Genomic DNA, 15,442 nt, shown 5'->3' on the forward strand with positions numbered 1-15,442 from the left:
GGGAAAACTTACGCCGCGTCCTAACAGAGCAGGAGAAAATGCTCAACGCGGCTGACGGACAAACCACAGCGCAGCGGCAAACAGCGCGACGAAGCCGAGCGGAAAATAGAAGCGGATGCCGAGGATGGCGAACTGATAAAGCGCGCCGGCGCTGGTGAAGGCGAACTGGAAGAACCAGCGCATACTGAAGGGCGTACCGTGCCACTCGGCATAATAGCTGCGGTATTGCAGCGCGTAGAGGCCGCCGGTCACGCCAAGCGTCGCGGCGAGCAGGCATACAAAAATGGCTGCAAAAGCAACTTCACCGGAACGGTCAAGGGCTATGAGGCGTGCGCCGTAGAGACCAAGGGGAAAGGCGATGGCTCCTCCCGCGGCAAACAACGTCACCACCGCCAGGATGCCGTCCGGCAGCTGCCAGGCGCCATTCCATAGCCTGGCATAGGCGCTTGCTCCCATCAGAAGGCCCCAGACAAGGCTGCCGACAACGGCAAGGCGCCCTGTGGGAAGAGCCAGACGCAGGCGCCTCACAGTTGCGCCAGGCGTTGACGTCGATTGGGCCGCAGCGGTCACAGCCGTCCGGTCACGGCAATCCAGCGGTAATCCGGTCCTTCAAAACCATAGCCGCGTGTCCAGATCAGCACGGCATAGGCCGAGAGGCCGTCGCCGCCGTAAGTCTGCACCGCCCCGATGCCATAGCCACTCGGGCAGCCGCGGCTTTTGGGGATGGATTTGTCGTCATGCAGAAGTTTCGTCATGCCGTTAGGGCTTGCGTCGATGCGCGACAGACGAAAGCCCTTGGTTTCGCCCTGGCTGGCGCAGACATCGTCGCCATTCAGTGCGAACTCGTTCAGCCGAAATTCGAGCGGCTCGTCGATCGCGGGAAAGACCGGGCGCGGGTTTACGACCATGCGCTGCGGATCCGCGGAGAGCTCCGTCACCGGATTGCTTCCGGCCGTGAAACCGGGATTGGCTTCGAGCTCAGCCTGCTTCACGAAGGCTTCGCCCTGTTCACGCGCTTTGCTGCGGGCAGCCTGCAGTGTCGCGCTCTCGTCGTCGAGCCGCACGCGGACCGGTGTGCCTTTGACGAAGGCGTCGGTTGCGGTGTCGATGTAGTAGCGGTTGGCGTAGGGGAACCCGGAACCATCCTGAACGCCGTACTCTTCGAATGCGAAGATGGCCCCGCCCTTGCTGAAACCGAGAATTTGCAGCTGCGCGACGTCGCCGGCCATAGCGGCGACCGGGTTTGCCAGGACAAGGGCGAGCGCGAATGCCGAAGTCATCAGATTGGTCATGTGTTCTCCCGATTGGTTTGATGATACATCCAGTTGGGGTGGCTTGGGTTATTCTACGCAACTTTCACGGGAGAGTGGCCATGACCGACGTCAGCAAGATTCGCGAGCATATGGAAGTCGTTGGCGCAGATGGTACCCATATCGGCACCGTCGACAAGATCGAGGGCAAACGCATCAAGCTGACCAAGGCGGACAGCGGTGAAGGCTCTCACAGAGGACATCACCACTACATTCCCCTCAGCCTTTTCGCGGAAGTTCAGGGCAACAAGGTCTGGCTGTCGGCGAATTCCGACGTCGCGGTGATGTTCGAGGAAGAAAAGTCCGATCCGACCTGATCGGTCAGCTACAAAGCTGTCGGCAGCCGGGCCGGCAGTATCCATCAGCCGAACAGCTTTGACCATGACGGAAAGAGATCTCCTTCGTCCGGCGTGGCGTTGAACACCGCGCGGGCGATCGCGCGCGCCATGGTGGCGCCGGCCGCGGCATAAAGGTCGATGGCTTCGACCGGCGACGGCACGGTACCACTCTTGCCCGTCGCGAGGCCAAAGACGAGGTCTCCATCCACTGGCGTGTGTGTCGGCCAGATGGCGCGCGTGAAGCCGTCATGGGCGGCGATCGCCAGCCGTTTGGCCGCAGCCTTGGTCAGGACAGCGTCCGTGGCGATGATGGCGATGGTGGTGTTGGCGCCGACCGGATTGTCGCGGAACTTCAGCCGGATCTGCCGGCTGTCCTCGGGCAGGGGGGCAGGATAGCCCAGTCCGCCGAATTCATCGCCGATCTCGAAAGGAGCCGCCCAGAAATGGCGGCTGCGGCCGACCGTCACCGAACCGGTCGGATTGGCGGCGACGAGGGCGCCGATGGTGATGCCGCTTTCCAGCAGGGTCGATGCGGAGCCAAGGCCGCCTTTCAAACCGGATGTCAGGGCGCCGATGCCCGCACCGGTGGTACCGATCTCGAAATCAGCGGAAGCAGACAAAGTCGCTTCATGTCCAAACTCGCGATAGGGCGGATAACGGCCCCAGTCCTTGTCGCCATTGTTGGGAAGATCGAACAGGATGGCTGCCGGCACGATGGGGACGCGAAAACCCGCGACCTCGAAGCCGATGCCAAGTTCGCGCAGTGCCGCCTGCACGCCGGAGGCGGCATCGAGCCCGAAGGCGGAACCGCCCGAAAGCACCAGGGCATTGATGGTTTCAACCGAATTGTGCGGCTCGAGCAGATCGGTTTCGCGCGTGCCCGGCGCTCCGCCAAGCACCTGGACGCCGGCGATGGCCGGCTCGTCGCACACCAGAACGGTGGTCCCCGATTTCAGCCTGGCGTCGCCCGCATTGCCGACGCGCAGACCGGCGACATCGGTGATCAGGTTGCGTCGGCCGGTACGGATCATCATTGCTCCTCGAGAGGCATGAAACGCGTGCCGTCGAAACGGAAGGCGCGATAGGGGTTCTGCGCCAGGTCACCTTTCGCGTCGAAGGTGATGGGACCAATCGACGTCGCGAAAGCAGTGCCCGACAAGGTCGTCGCCAATGGCTTGCCGCCGGACTCGGACGCTTTCCTGGCCGCGTCCGCGATTTCGACGGCGGCAAAGGCGGGCAATGCGTAGCCTTCGGGCAGTACCTTGGCGACGGAGAAAAGGTCGAGCGCCTTCCTGTCGGCGACATCCGCCCATTCCGGCATGGCAATCATCAGGGTGTCGGTCGCGTAAGGTACATCGCTTGCAGCCGCGCGCAGCGCCTCGCCGCCTGCGAACACCAGTGCGGAGCCCAGCTTGGCCGCGTCGCGTGCCATGATGGCGACGTCGCGGCCATCACCGCCAACAAAGACGGCGTCCGCACCGGCCTTGCGCAGGCGTCCGACCAGGCCGACCTGATTGTCGAGTTCAGGGCGGAACGTGTCGGTGAACACGGGCTTCAGTGCTGCCTGCTGCGCCGCGACACGCACCGCCTCCGCGATCTCGCGTCCGTAGATGGTGCCATCGTCGACGACGGCAAAGGATGCATTGCGCCACAGCCTGGAGAGGATGGTGCCCGCGGCGTCCCGTTCGGCGTCGCCACGCGGTCCCAGCCGGAACACCGGCCAGCCGGTCCTGGCGCGTCGGTCGGTGAGAGCTTCGCTGCGAACCCCAGGCGTTATGACCGGTATGCCGGCCTGTTTCAGGATCGGCATCGCCGCTTCGATCGCTTCGGTGCAGAGGAAGCCGACGACCACATCGACTTTGGCCGAAACGAACTGCGCAGCCGCAGCAGCGCCACCCTCCGCCGTGCATTTGTCGTCGACAACGGTGGTTTCTATGCCACGGGTGCCGGCACCCAGCTGCGCGCCAGCTTCAATCTGCCTGCCAAGGATCGCTGACGGGCCGGTCAGCGGTGCGGCGACGCCGATCATGAGAGGCGCAGCAGCGGCAGCGCCTGTCAAAAGCAGTCCGCCAAGCAGGCCTATAAGTGCGTGCGGCAGTCGCATACCGAAAAACTGCTCCCCCATCGGTTTCCGAACCGGAGTCGATCCAGACCTAAAGGCTGGCAGCTTCTGGTGCAACAAGGCAATTTCACAGGCTGCATCAACCACTTCGCTTGTCGGACGCAGGATACGGCCATATATAGCGACAAGGGTTTGGTGTCTGGAAAATCGCCCGTGTTGATGAAGAACGATGTCGAGCCGCAGGCCTATCGCGACGCGATGAGCCATTTTGCTGGTCATGTCCACGTGATCACCACCGATGGTGTCGCCGGCAGGCGTGGCGCTACCGTCATCGCCGCCTGTTCGGTATCGGATACCCCGCCGATGGTGCTGGTATGCCTCAACCGGGTCAATCCGAAGAACGAGGCCTTTGTCCAGAACGGCAATTTCGCGTTGAACACCTTGTCTTCGCACCATCAGCCATTGTCGGCCGGCTTTTCGGGGATAACCGGTCTTTCCCTCGAAGAGCGCTTTGCGCTCGGGCAGTGGGATACGATCTCGACGGGTGCCCCAACGCTGTCCGACGCGCTTGCGGTTTTCGACTGCGAATTGTTCGATACCAAGGACTTGGCCACGCATCGTGTGCTTTTTGGCAAGGTGACAGGCCTGCGCATCGGCGATAATTTGAAGCCGCTGATCTATCACGACCGCGGCTACCGCATCCTGCAGGACTAGGTCGCGGGCATTCACGGAGCCAGAATGACCGAGCTGACACCGCGCCCCGCGCCGGCGACGATCGACGAAACGCTCGATCTCCTGACCGGCGCGGACTACGTGGCCGACCGGTCACTGGCGACGGTGCTGTTCCTGTCGCTGCGCATGAAGCGACCGCTGTTCCTCGAAGGCGAGGCCGGCGTCGGCAAGACCGAGATCGCCAAGGTGCTGGCGTCGGCGCTCGGGCGTCGCCTGATCCGTCTCCAGTGCTATGAGGGCCTCGACGTCTCCTCGGCGGTCTATGAATGGAATTATGCCGCCCAGATGATCGAGATCCGCATGGAAGAGGCGGCAGGCAAGGTCGAACGCTCGACCATGGAACGCAACGTCTTCTCGGAAAAATACCTGATCCGTCGCCCCGTGCTCGATGCGCTGACCGGTAAGGCAGGGGCTGCGCCGATCTTTCTGATCGACGAGCTCGATCGTACCGACGAGGCTTTCGAGGCCTTTCTCCTGGAAATCCTGTCCGACTTCCAGGTGACGGTGCCCGAACTCGGCACGATCAAGGCCGAAGAGCCGCCGATCGTTATCATCACCACCAACCGCACCCGTGAAATCCACGATGCCCTGAAGCGGCGCTGTCTCTATCACTGGGTCGACTATCCGAATGCGGCACGCGAGCTGGAGATCGTCAGGCGCAAGGTGCCCGGTGCCAACCGGCGACTGTCGGCCGAAGTCGTCGCCTTCATCCAGAAGCTGAGGCAGATCGAATTGTTCAAGGCGCCGGGTGTGGCGGAAACCATCGACTGGGCCGGCGCGTTGACGGAGCTCGACAAGGTGGCGCTCGACCCGGAGACCGTGTCCGACACGATCGGTGTCCTGCTCAAATACCAGGACGACATTGCCCGCATCGAACAGGGCGAGGGCAGGCGCATTCTCCAGGAGGTCCAGGCGGAACTCGCCTCGGCCGCGGAGTAGTTGGGATGACGGGCAGCCAGCCGGAGGGCCGGATCGCTGACAACATCGTCTATTTCGCGCGCGCCTTGCGCAAGGCGGGCATGCGGGTCGGGCCTGCGTCGGTGAAAGATGCCATCGAGGCGGTGCTCACGGCCGGGATCGGCAGCCGAGACGACTTCTACTGGACGCTGCATGCGGTGCTCGTCACCCGCCACGAGGATCATGCCACCTTCGACGAGGCATTTCGGCTGTTCTGGAAGTCGCGTGAGCTCGTCGAGAAGCTGCTTGCCATGTTCTCGCCGGTGGCGCTGGAGAATCGGGAGCGGCAGAAGCCGCGCGCTGCCGAAAGCCGGGTCAGCGATGCGATGTTCGAAGGACACCAGAACGCGGCGCCGCCGCGCGAGATTCCCGACATCGAGATCGACGCACGTTTCACCGTTTCAGGCAACGAGATGCTGCGCGGCAAGGATTTCGCGCAGATGAGCGCGGCAGAGCTGAGCGACGCCCGCAGGGCAATCTCGGAGCTGCGCCTGCCGATTGACATGGTGACGACGCGGCGCTTCAAGGCCGATGCGTCCGGCCGGCGCATCGATCCCCGCGCCATGATGCGGGCATCGGCGCGGACCGGCGGAGCGCTGATCCTGCCGAAATTCCGGTCGCCGCGGGAGATTCACCCGCCGCTGGTGGTGCTGGCTGATATTTCGGGCTCGATGAGCCAGTACACGCGCATCTTCCTGCATTTCCTGCATGCGCTGACAGAAAAGCGGCGGCGCGTGCACGCCTTCGTGTTCGGCACGCGGCTGACCAACCTGACGCGCCAGATGCGGCATCGCGATCCCGACCAGGCGCTGGCGGACGCTTCCGCCGCCGTCAAGGACTGGTCGGGCGGCACCCGCATCGGCGAGACGCTCGCCGAATTCAACCGACTGTGGTCGCGGCGTGTACTCGGGCAGGGCGCGGTGGTGCTCCTGATCACCGACGGGTTGGAGCGCGACTATGTCGACGGGCTCGCCAGCGAGATGGACCGTCTGCGCAAGTCCTGCCGTCGCCTGATCTGGCTGAACCCGCTGCTGCGCTTCGACGGTTTCGAGGCGCGGGCGCGCGGCGTGCGTGCGATGCTGCCGCATGTCGACGAGTTCCGGCCCGTGCACAATCTGAACGCGCTTGCCGATCTTTGCGTGTCGCTCGGTCGAAGCCCGATGCGCGACAACGATCCGCGCCGCTGGCTCGATGCCGTCACGGCTAGGGCGGCCTAGCGAAATGTCTGGAGGAATGGCCATGTTGAACAGCGCCTATCTCGACGAGGCCCGCGATCCGTTGCTGATCGCGGAGGACTGGATGAAGAATGGCAAGGACGTCGCCATCGCTACGGTCGTCGAAACCTGGGGCTCGGCGCCGCGCCAGGCCGGCAGCCATCTGGTGATCGACGCGGACGGCAATTTCCACGGCTCGGTATCCGGCGGCTGTGTCGAAGGCGCAGTGGTCGCCGAGGCGCTGGACGTCATCGGTTCCGGCAAGGCCAGGATGCTCGAATTCGGCGTCGCCGACGAGACCGCATGGCAGGTCGGCCTTTCCTGCGGCGGGCGCATCAAGGTCTATGTCGAGCGGCTGGGATAGAGGCAAGGCGCGATGGACCCCTACGCTCTCAAGACACTGAACGCCGAGCGCCGCGCGCGACGCGCAGCAGTGCTGGTGACTGATCTCGGCGACGGGCGCGACCGCGTCGTGCGCGAGGGCGATAGGGTTGCTGGAGACCTCGGTACTGCCGTCGAACGTGCCTTCCGCACCGGACTTTCCGGTTCAGTCGATGCCGAGGGCCGCACCTTCTTCCTCAACGCCCATCTGCCGCAGCCGCGCCTTGTGGTGATCGGCGCCGTCCATATCAGCCAGGCGCTTGCGCCGATGGCCAGGATCGCCGGTTATCCGGTCGAGATCATCGATCCGCGCACCGCCTTCGCCACGCCGGATCGCTTTCCGGATGTGCCGCTCCATGCCGACTGGCCGCAGGACGTGCTGGCACGGCAGCCGCTCGATGGTTACACCGCGCTCGCTGCCGTCACCCATGATCCCAAGATCGACGATTTCGCACTGAAGGCGGCGCTCGATGCGCGCTGCTTCTATGTCGGCGCGCTCGGCAGCCGCAAGACGCACGCTGGGCGTGTCGAGCGTCTGCTGGGCCTGGGCGCCGGCGCCGAGGACATCGGACGCATCCATGCGCCGATCGGTGTCGACATCGGCGCGGCGAGTCCTGCCGAAATTGCGGTGGCGGTGCTCGCCGAAGTCATCAACGCCTTCCGCTCGCGCGGTCTTCAGCGCAAGGGTGAAGCAGCGTGAAATTTGGTCCGGTGCCGCTGCAGGAAGCCGAGGGTGCCATCCTGGCGCATTCGACGGTGGTCGGCGACAGGCGCTTGCGCAAGGCGCGCGTGTTGTCCGCCGAAGACATCGCGGCAATGCAGGCGTCCGGCCTGAAGGAGGTCATCGTCGCGGTGCTTGCCGCCGATGACGTCGAGGAGAACGCCGCAGCCGAACGGTTGGCTTCCGGGCTTTCCTTCGCCGGCATCGAGGCCAAACCCGCCGCCACCGGCCGCGTCAATCTCCACGCCACCGTCTCCGGCGTCTTCACGGTCGACAGGCAGTTGGTCGATGCCATCAACCTGGTCGATCCCGACATCACCATCGCCACCATGCCGCCCTTCGCGCCGATGATGGAGGGGCAGATGGTGGCAACAATCAAGATCATCCCCTTCGCTGTTTCTGAAAGCGTGCTGCAGCGCGCGCTGGAACTGGCACGAGGCCGGGAAGCTTTCCGCATGCACCCCTACAAGCCCCTCAGGGTCGGGGTGGTGCAGACCGTGTTGCCGTCGATCAAGACCAGCGTGCTGGACAAGACCCTTCAGGTTACCGAGGAGCGCCTCGGTCGCACCGGCAGCACGATCTCGGGTGAACTGCGCACAGCCCACGCCGCGCCGGACGTTGCGCGCGCCATCGAGCAACTTGCCACTGCCAGCGACATGGTGCTGGTGTTCGGCGCTTCGGCGATGAGCGATCCCGACGAGGATGTCATTCCGGCGGCCATCCGCGCTTCCGGCGGCATCGTTCACCGCTCCGGAATGCCCGTCGATCCCGGCAATCTTTTTGTGCTCGGCGAGCGGCACGGCAAGCCTGTGCTCGGCGCGCCAGGCTGCGCGCGCAGCCCGAAGCTGAATGGCTTCGACTGGGTGCTGGATCGGCTGGTGACCGGGATCCCGGTCACCAATGAGGACATCGCCGGCATGGGCGTCGGCGGGCTTTTGATGGAAATTCCGACCCGGCCGCAGCCACGCGAACTGGCTCCCGGCAGGGCAGTGGCGCTGAAGGTTCCGGTCGTGCTGCTGGCGGCTGGCCGCTCCAGCCGCATGGGCGGACCGAACAAGCTCCTCGCGCTTTTCGACGGCAAGCCGCTGGTGCGGCAGAGCGCGGAGCGCGCGCTGGCATCGAAGGCGAATGGCGTTATCGTCGTCACCGGTCACCAGGACGAGCGGGTGAAGAACGCGCTTGCCAGTCTCAAGCTGGACTTTGTCGGAAATCCGCATTTCGCCGAGGGACTGTCGACCTCGCTGAAGGCCGGTGTCTCGGCGCTTGCCGATGACGCAGCCGGCGTGCTGGTGCTTCTCGGCGATATGCCGGGCGTCTCTGCCGTGGATCTCGATCGGGTGATCGCCGCCTTCCGCGCGTCCGGTGGCCGTTCGGTGGTGCGGGCCTCGCATGATGGCCGGCGCGGCAATCCGGTGATCCTGCCGCGCTCGCTCTTTGACGCCGTCGGTCATCTCGAGGGCGATACCGGCGCGCGCCACCTGGTCGAGGCTGAGGGGCTGGACGTCATCGACGTCGAGATCGGTGCGGCGGCCTTCGTCGATGTCGACACCCGCGAGGCGCTGGCGGACGCCGGCGGCGTGTTGCAGGATTGACAAGAGGGCCTGCCGCAAAGCAACCCTCTGGCATGAACGCCACCATCTTCTTCTCTTTCATCTCCGGCCTTGCGCGGACGCTTCGTTTGCCGCTGGCATTGCTGCTGTTTTCGACCTCGACAGCGGTTTTCGCCGAGGCGCAAACGCTGAAGCCGTTCAAGGATGAGCTGTTTGCCTATCCGGGCATCCTTTCGACCGAGAAGGGCGACGTCTATCGCGTCGTTGACTATCGCGAGATGCGCGACATCAATGAACGCGATGCGGTGCCGGAGCGGCGGGTGCGTCCGCAATACACCTCGACCGAGGTGCGCGGCGTGCAGCAGGATCTGGCGCTGAAGCTCGATGCCGGCACACTGCGTCATGTCGCGGTCGGCAAGGCGGAGAACGCGGCCATCATCGTGCTTTACCTGCATGGGCAAGGGGGCAGCCGCAAGCAGGGCGTCGACGATTTCACCTTCGGCGGCAACTTCAATCGCCTCAAGAACCTGATGGCCAACAATGGCGGCCTCTATCTGTCGCCGGATTTCACCGATTTCGGCGACAAGGGTGCGGGGCAGGTGGCCGCGCTGATCGGTTATTACGCCGAGCGTTCGCCGGGCGCGAAGATCTTCGTTGCCTGCGGCTCGATGGGCGGCGCGCTGTGCTGGAAACTGGCCGGCCGCGCCGACACCGGCAACCGCATCGACGGGTTGCTGTTGCTAGGCTCGTTGTGGGACGAGAGTTTCTTCGCCAGCCCCGCCTTCAAGCGGCGCGTACCGGTGTTTTTCGGGCAAGGCAGCAAGGATCCGGTCTTCCCGGTCGAAAACCAAGAAGCCTTCTTCCGTTCGATCCTCGCCAAGTCAAAGGCTTATCCGACCCGTTTCGTGCGTTTCGAGACGGGAACGCACGGCACCCCGATCCGCATGACCGATTGGCGCGAGACGCTGAACTGGATGCTGTCGCGCGCCAAGTGACCCGCGATTTCGTCGGCAGTCAGGGCGCGGTGTTGTAGTCGAGCACAGTCTCCGGATTGGCCTTGTCATCGTAAGACGCATCGACATCGTATTGCACCAGCACGAACGCGCCGTCGCGGAAAAGGTAAGTGCCTGTGGAGGACGCGTCGTCCATGCCGCGCCATCTGTTGTGCGCAACAAGCGTCAGCGTTTCTTCGTTGTATTTGGCGTTGTAGAGTTCATCGACCGAGCGAAACCCGGTGATGCCGATGTGTTCGACCTTGCTATCCGTGTCGTTGTTTTGATGACGGATATCGAGCTCGGGTTCAACGAACTGCAAGGGCGTGAAACCCCGTCCGGCTTGCGACAGGTAGAAGACGGAAAGTTCGTTGTACGCGCCCATTGAACACAAAAACCGGATTAGACGCACTTCTTTGTCCGGCTGATCTTCGGAGCCGATTTTGTAAACCGTAGGGGTGCCGAGTGGCTGCCCTTCAACGTTGTTCCCCCGGCATGTGTCGGCATAAGTCGCGAGAAAAGCCTTTTTCGCCAACTCTAGTTCCGCATCCTGCTTCGGAATTGCAGGGCTGTTGTCGCCACAGCTTTCCGGCAGCGCTTGTTTGATATCCTTGTCGGAGGGTTCCAGTGCACCCTTCTCGATGCGAATAGGACTGAACGGCGGCGCCTGGACTTCGGCATTGACCTGGCGCAGCGTGTAGCAGCCGGCAAACACCTTGCCGTTGCCGGCCTTGTTGACGGCGCGGATGGCGACCGGAATGGTGTAGTAGATGCTGCCGGCTGCACCTTCGCTGCCGGCACTGCCGGTCAGGACTTCGACCGATTCGGTGCCGTCATAGCCTTTGGCGAAGCTGTCGAAATCCTTGGTGGGTTTGGTGTCGCCGAAATAGTCCCAGGCACGGGCATATTCGTGGCGGCTGATGGCATTGTAGAGCGAGCGGATAACCGCGGCGGCATCGGTGCGGTCATCGAGATAGGGCGGCTCGGCGGCTCGTGCGGCCTGACTGAGTAGGACGAGGCCGACAGTTGCGGTCGCGGCGAAAAGGGCGCTTTTCATCGGAGAATCTCCACTCGACGCGACAAGCATCCGTGGCGAATGAGGCAGGCGCGTGACGGCTCGTCGACACTTGAAGAATCGTCGTCGAGAGCGCTACGTCTCGTTTCGGGCAACAGGGAGAATGATCATGGCGATATCCATGTATGACGCGTCGATCGCGGTGTTCCAGGCCAGGCTGAAGGCGCTGGCTGGGGTGTTGAACGCTGCCGAACAGAATGCGGCGGAACGCAAGATCGACCCCGAGGTCTTCCTTTTGGCCCGCCTTGCACCCGACATGTATCCGCTGACCCGACAGGTGCAGATCGCGACCGACCACGCCAAGGGAGCGAGTTCGAGACTGGCAGGACGGGATGCGCCGCGCTTCGAGGACGACGAGCAGACTTTCGACGACCTGCATGCCCGCATCGGCCGCACCACGGATTACCTGGCGACGTTCACCGCGCAGGATATTGCCGGATCGGAGGAAAAGACGATCGAGCTCAGGCTTGGCGGCCGGCAGCTTTCAATGCCTGGCCTGCAGTATCTGCTGCACTTCGCCATGCCCAACTTCTATTTCCACGTCACCACCGCCTACGACATCCTGCGCCACAATGGCGTGCCGTTGGGCAAGATCACCTTCATCGGCGGCGGGCAACAACGCGCCTGAGGACAGACCAACGCGCCGACACGCGCGTCGGCGGTCAGCGAAGCGCGGGGATACGGGCGATGCGCGGAAAATCCGCCGGCTTGATGCCAGCCTCGGCGCGGTCGGCACGGCTCATCGCATAGATGAGGGCCAGCGAGGCGCGATAACGCACCTGCTCCTGCGGGCGCGGACGGGCGAACATCTCGGTGAAGAACCCCATGGTTCTTGGCTCCGGTTGATCCTCCCATCCCCTATATAGGTGATTCATAACCATTGTTGCAGTGCAGCATGGCCACATCGGTCGGTTTTATGTTGCGACGCACAATATGTCGCAGCCCGCCGGATAACGTATGAGGACCATCCCGGCAGATATTTCGGCATGACGCGCCGGCCGCTAAAAATCCCGTCGCCAATGGCATGCATTCTTAACGCGCCGGATGTATCGTCCGCGCACGTTGGCGCGCATCGCTGGGAGGCTGACATCGCTACCGGAGCCAAGCGGGATTTCGCTTCCTTGCTCGACGACCTCTTTGTCGCTTCTGGAGAAGCGGACGAGGCCGGCGCGAAGCCGACCATTCCCTTCGACTATCTCTCCGTCGTCGACGAGCTGCATTCCGGCCGTATCAAGGTGGCGGGTGAAGCTGTCGCAGCCGAATATCGCGAGAGTGGCGCCGATCTTGCCGCCGAGTTCTCGGCGATGCTCGACCAGGCCCGCATCGTTCTGGCCGACGAGCATCCCAAGCCGGAAGAAATCCTGCCGCCGATCGATCCCGACGCTATCGCGTCGGAACTCGGCCTTGGTCGTATCGCGAAGGCGGCCGATCTCGCGCGCCTGCGCCGCGATTTCGCCTTCGCCAACCATCCGGACCGGGTGGCGCCGCATCTGAGGCAGCGCGCCATGATCCGCATGCAGGTGGCGAACATGCTGATCGACGACGCCAAGAAGAAAGCCCTGGCCGCTACGCGCCGCCGCTAGGGCTGCCTGTTTCGATCGTTCTGTTGAAGTCTTGCGGGGCTTGGCCAGGGAGCCGGGCTTGCCTATGCTGGGTTTCCATCCAGCGTGCCGCGCCATCACCGCGTCAAAACCCATTCCGGAGCAAAAATGCAGAAACGCCGTCTCGGTCGGACAGATCTTTTCGTTTCAAAGATCTGCCTGGGTTCCATGACCTGGGGCCAGCAGAACACCGAAGCCGTAGGGCATGCGCAGATGGACATGGCCTTCGCGCGCGGCGTCAATTTCATCGACACCGCTGAACTCTATCCGATCCCGCCCAAGGCAGAGACGCAGGGGCGCACCGAGACGATCATCGGCAGCTGGCTGAAGGCGCGCGGCAATCGCGACAAGGTCGTGCTGGCCACCAAGGTGGTGGGCCGTACCGCTAGCGAATGGTTCCGTGGTGGGCGTTCCTCCAAGCTGGTCCGCGCCGACATTTTTGACGCCATCGACAAGTCACTGGCCAAGCTTGGCACCGATCATGTCGACCTTTACCAGATCCACTGGCCGGACCGCGATGTGCCGTGGGGCGCCAATCCCACGCGCATTGGCGGTACGCCACCGCGCGGGGATTCTCCCGGCGGCGAGGAGACACCGATCGGTGAGACGCTGGCTGTCTTCGATGAGCTGGTGAAGGCTGGCAAGATCCGCCATTTCGGGCTCTCGAATGAGAGTTCCTGGGGCGTGATGCGTTTCCTGGCTGAAAGCGACAGGGGCGCTGGACCCCGGGTCGTCTCGCTGCAGAATGCCTACAATCTCGTCAACCGGACGTTCGAGGTGAACCTAGCCGAGGCCTGCGCCCGCGAGGACGTCTCCCTGCTTGCCTATTCGCCATTGGCGCAAGGTTATCTCACCGGCAAATACGACCATGGCGCGCGCCCGGCGGGTTCGCGCTCGCAGCTTTTCAATCGCGGCCAGCGCTACGAGACACCGAACGCCGCCGAAGCGCTGCTGGAGTACAATGAGCTGGCACGTTCTTTCGGCATGGAGCCGGCACTGTTCGCCGGTGCCTATGTGGCAAGCCGGCCTTTCGTGACATCGAGCATTGTCGGTGCCACCAGCATTGCCCAGCTCGAGACGGCGCTCGGCTGCGCCGATGTGGTCTGGACGGAAGAGATGCAGAAGGCGGTCGATGCCGTGCATCAGCGTGTCGGCAATCCCTGTCCCTAGCCGGACTTCTGCCCATGCCGCATGAGGGACGGACAAACTGAGCGAGGACAGGATGGATTTTCCGATCGGGGCCGTACGGGCTGCATTTCCTGCGCTTTCGCTGACCAACAACGGTCGCCGACGCATCTATCTCGACAATCCGGCGGGCACACAAGTGCCGAAATCGGTTGCCGATGCGGTGTCGCTGTGCCTCCTGAACACCAATGCCAATCTCGGCGGCTTCTTCGAGACGACGCTGGCTGCCCAGGTGGTTGTGGACGACGCCCATGCCGCGATGGCGGATTTCCTCGGAGCGGAAACGGCCGAGGAGATCGTCATCGGCGCCAATATGACGACGCTGACCTATCATATGTCGCGCACGCTTGGTCGCGATTTCGCGCCGGGCGACGAAATCATTCTCACCCGCATGGACCACGAAGGCAATGTTTCACCCTGGCTGCAACTGGCGGAGGATCGCGGCCTTGTTGTACGCTGGCTGCCTTTCGACCAGGAAAGCTGGCAGGTCGAGCCGGCAGCCCTGTCCGCGCTTCTCAGCGACCGAACGCGGCTGGTGGCGTTGAACTATGCCTCCAATCTCACCGGTTCGATCAACCGGGTGCGGGAACTCACCCGGATCGCGAAAGACGCAGGCGCGCTGGTCTATGTCGACGCCGTTCAGTTCGCGCCGCACGGGCTTGTCGATGTCGTCGAAATCGGCTGCGACTTCCTGGCCTGCTCCGCTTACAAGTTCTTCGGTCCGCATATGGGCATCCTGTGGGGCAGGCGTGCGGTGATCGACACCTTGCGACCCTACAAATGCCGGTGTTCTTCCAACGGTTTGCCGGAGCGCTTCGAACTCGGCACGCCGCAGATCGAGCTTATGGCGGGATTGACTGCGGCGGTCGGGCATTTCGAACGGCTGGGGCAGGCGGCGGGCTCGACAGGGTCTCGGCGTCAGAAACTCGCGGCTGCGTTCGGCGCGTGCATCGCCTATGAAAACACGCTGGCACGACAACTGATCGACGGGCTTTCCGCAATCAACGGCCTCACCATTCACGGCATCACCGACGGGGCACGCGTGCATGAGCGGGTGCCGACGGTTTCCTTCACCGTTGAGGGCATCACCCCGGAAAGCATCGTCAGGCCGCTGAATGCCGAGGGCATCTTCCTGTGGTCGGGACACAACTACGCCTGGGAGATCGTCCACCAGCTTGGCATTCCCGCCGACCAGGGCGTCGTCCGCATCGGCATCGCGCACTACAACACCGCAGACGAGATCGGCGAGACGCTGGAGAGTGTGACCCGCATCATCGCCATGCTGCGGCAGCAGCGCTGACTACACAGGCACCATGCGGATGCC

General features: G+C 63.5%; 18 protein-coding genes. 12 read left to right on the plus strand and 6 right to left on the minus strand.

Features of this window, described 5'->3' with window-relative positions:
• Positions 1–42: 42 nt before the first annotated feature.
• Together AC3WTO_RS04445 and AC3WTO_RS04450 are read right to left on the minus strand one after the other, a co-directional pair.
• Entirely contained in the window at positions 43–528 is a 486-nt protein-coding gene (locus AC3WTO_RS04445) for a hypothetical protein (protein ID WP_492459466.1), read from the minus strand.
• A gap of 38 nt (positions 529–566) precedes the next feature.
• Positions 567–1,292, minus strand: coding sequence for a DUF2259 domain-containing protein (locus AC3WTO_RS04450; protein ID WP_492459467.1), 726 nt, complete (start codon positions 1,290–1,292; stop codon positions 567–569).
• Positions 1,293–1,372: 80 nt separating this feature from the next.
• On the opposite strand from AC3WTO_RS04450, the gene AC3WTO_RS04455 reads away from it, so the two are divergent.
• Positions 1,373–1,627, plus strand: coding sequence for a DUF2171 domain-containing protein (locus AC3WTO_RS04455; protein ID WP_492459468.1), 255 nt, complete (start codon positions 1,373–1,375; stop codon positions 1,625–1,627).
• 44 nt (positions 1,628–1,671) lie between these two features.
• On the opposite strand, the gene AC3WTO_RS04460 is transcribed toward AC3WTO_RS04455, so the two are convergent.
• Positions 1,672–2,679 carry a P1 family peptidase gene (locus AC3WTO_RS04460; RefSeq protein ID WP_492459469.1) on the minus strand — a complete coding sequence of 336 codons (1,008 nt, stop codon included), beginning with the start codon at positions 2,677–2,679 and terminating at the stop codon, positions 1,672–1,674.
• Positions 2,679–3,752: a branched-chain amino acid ABC transporter substrate-binding protein gene (locus AC3WTO_RS04465; RefSeq protein ID WP_492459470.1), complete on the minus strand. Its 1,074-nt coding sequence runs from the start codon at positions 3,750–3,752 to the stop codon at positions 2,679–2,681. The genes AC3WTO_RS04460 and AC3WTO_RS04465 overlap by 1 nt, the downstream gene beginning before the upstream one ends.
• 171 nt (positions 3,753–3,923) lie before the next feature.
• Between AC3WTO_RS04465 and AC3WTO_RS04470 the strand changes: the two genes are divergently transcribed.
• From AC3WTO_RS04470 to AC3WTO_RS04500, 7 genes are read left to right on the plus strand one after another with little or no spacing between them, the layout of a single operon-like run.
• A complete protein-coding gene (locus tag AC3WTO_RS04470; protein ID WP_492459471.1) occupies positions 3,924–4,424 on the plus strand; it encodes a flavin reductase in 501 nt (166 codons plus the stop codon).
• 24 nt (positions 4,425–4,448) lie between these two features.
• Entirely contained in the window at positions 4,449–5,381 is a 933-nt protein-coding gene (locus tag AC3WTO_RS04475; protein ID WP_492459472.1) for an AAA family ATPase, read from the plus strand.
• 5 nt (positions 5,382–5,386) lie between these two features.
• On the plus strand, positions 5,387–6,616 hold the full coding sequence (locus AC3WTO_RS04480) for a vWA domain-containing protein (protein ID WP_492459473.1): 1,230 nt from the start codon (positions 5,387–5,389) through the stop codon (positions 6,614–6,616).
• Positions 6,617–6,638: 22 nt separating this feature from the next.
• Entirely contained in the window at positions 6,639–6,977 is a 339-nt protein-coding gene (locus AC3WTO_RS04485; RefSeq protein WP_492459474.1) for an XdhC family protein, read from the plus strand.
• A 12-nt stretch (positions 6,978–6,989) separates the two neighbouring features.
• Positions 6,990–7,694, plus strand: a complete 705-nt coding sequence (locus AC3WTO_RS04490; RefSeq protein WP_492459475.1) for an XdhC family protein — start codon at positions 6,990–6,992, stop codon at positions 7,692–7,694.
• Positions 7,691–9,307: an NTP transferase domain-containing protein gene (locus tag AC3WTO_RS04495; RefSeq protein ID WP_492459476.1), complete on the plus strand. Its 1,617-nt coding sequence runs from the start codon at positions 7,691–7,693 to the stop codon at positions 9,305–9,307. The genes AC3WTO_RS04490 and AC3WTO_RS04495 overlap by 4 nt, the downstream gene beginning before the upstream one ends.
• A 32-nt stretch (positions 9,308–9,339) precedes the next feature.
• The gene (locus tag AC3WTO_RS04500; protein ID WP_492459477.1) at positions 9,340–10,260 is read left to right on the plus strand and encodes an alpha/beta hydrolase family protein; all 921 of its coding nucleotides are present in this window, start codon (positions 9,340–9,342) and stop codon (positions 10,258–10,260) included.
• Between the two features lie 19 nt (positions 10,261–10,279).
• On the opposite strand, the gene AC3WTO_RS04505 is transcribed toward AC3WTO_RS04500, so the two are convergent.
• Positions 10,280–11,314: a DUF1176 domain-containing protein gene (locus AC3WTO_RS04505; protein ID WP_492459478.1), complete on the minus strand. Its 1,035-nt coding sequence runs from the start codon at positions 11,312–11,314 to the stop codon at positions 10,280–10,282.
• Positions 11,315–11,441: 127 nt separating this feature from the next.
• On the opposite strand from AC3WTO_RS04505, the gene AC3WTO_RS04510 reads away from it, so the two are divergent.
• The gene (locus AC3WTO_RS04510; RefSeq protein ID WP_492459479.1) at positions 11,442–11,960 is read left to right on the plus strand and encodes a DUF1993 domain-containing protein; all 519 of its coding nucleotides are present in this window, start codon (positions 11,442–11,444) and stop codon (positions 11,958–11,960) included.
• 34 nt (positions 11,961–11,994) lie between these two features.
• On the opposite strand, the gene AC3WTO_RS04515 is transcribed toward AC3WTO_RS04510, so the two are convergent.
• Positions 11,995–12,159, minus strand: coding sequence for a hypothetical protein (locus tag AC3WTO_RS04515; RefSeq protein WP_180882729.1), 165 nt, complete (start codon positions 12,157–12,159; stop codon positions 11,995–11,997).
• A 294-nt stretch (positions 12,160–12,453) separates the two neighbouring features.
• Between AC3WTO_RS04515 and AC3WTO_RS04520 the strand changes: the two genes are divergently transcribed.
• The 3 genes from AC3WTO_RS04520 to AC3WTO_RS04530 all read left to right on the plus strand — a co-directional run bounded on the left by AC3WTO_RS04520 (position 12,454) and on the right by AC3WTO_RS04530 (position 15,418).
• A complete protein-coding gene (locus AC3WTO_RS04520; RefSeq protein WP_492459480.1) occupies positions 12,454–12,915 on the plus strand; it encodes a hypothetical protein in 462 nt (153 codons plus the stop codon).
• A 126-nt stretch (positions 12,916–13,041) separates the two neighbouring features.
• A complete protein-coding gene (locus AC3WTO_RS04525) occupies positions 13,042–14,103 on the plus strand; it encodes an aldo/keto reductase (protein ID WP_492459481.1) in 1,062 nt (353 codons plus the stop codon).
• 52 nt (positions 14,104–14,155) lie between these two features.
• Positions 14,156–15,418, plus strand: coding sequence for a cysteine desulfurase-like protein (locus AC3WTO_RS04530; protein ID WP_492459482.1), 1,263 nt, complete (start codon positions 14,156–14,158; stop codon positions 15,416–15,418).
• Positions 15,419–15,442: the final 24 nt, after the last annotated feature.

It is taken from the genome of Mesorhizobium sp. EU05-FHT14A09 (assembly GCF_058790995.1).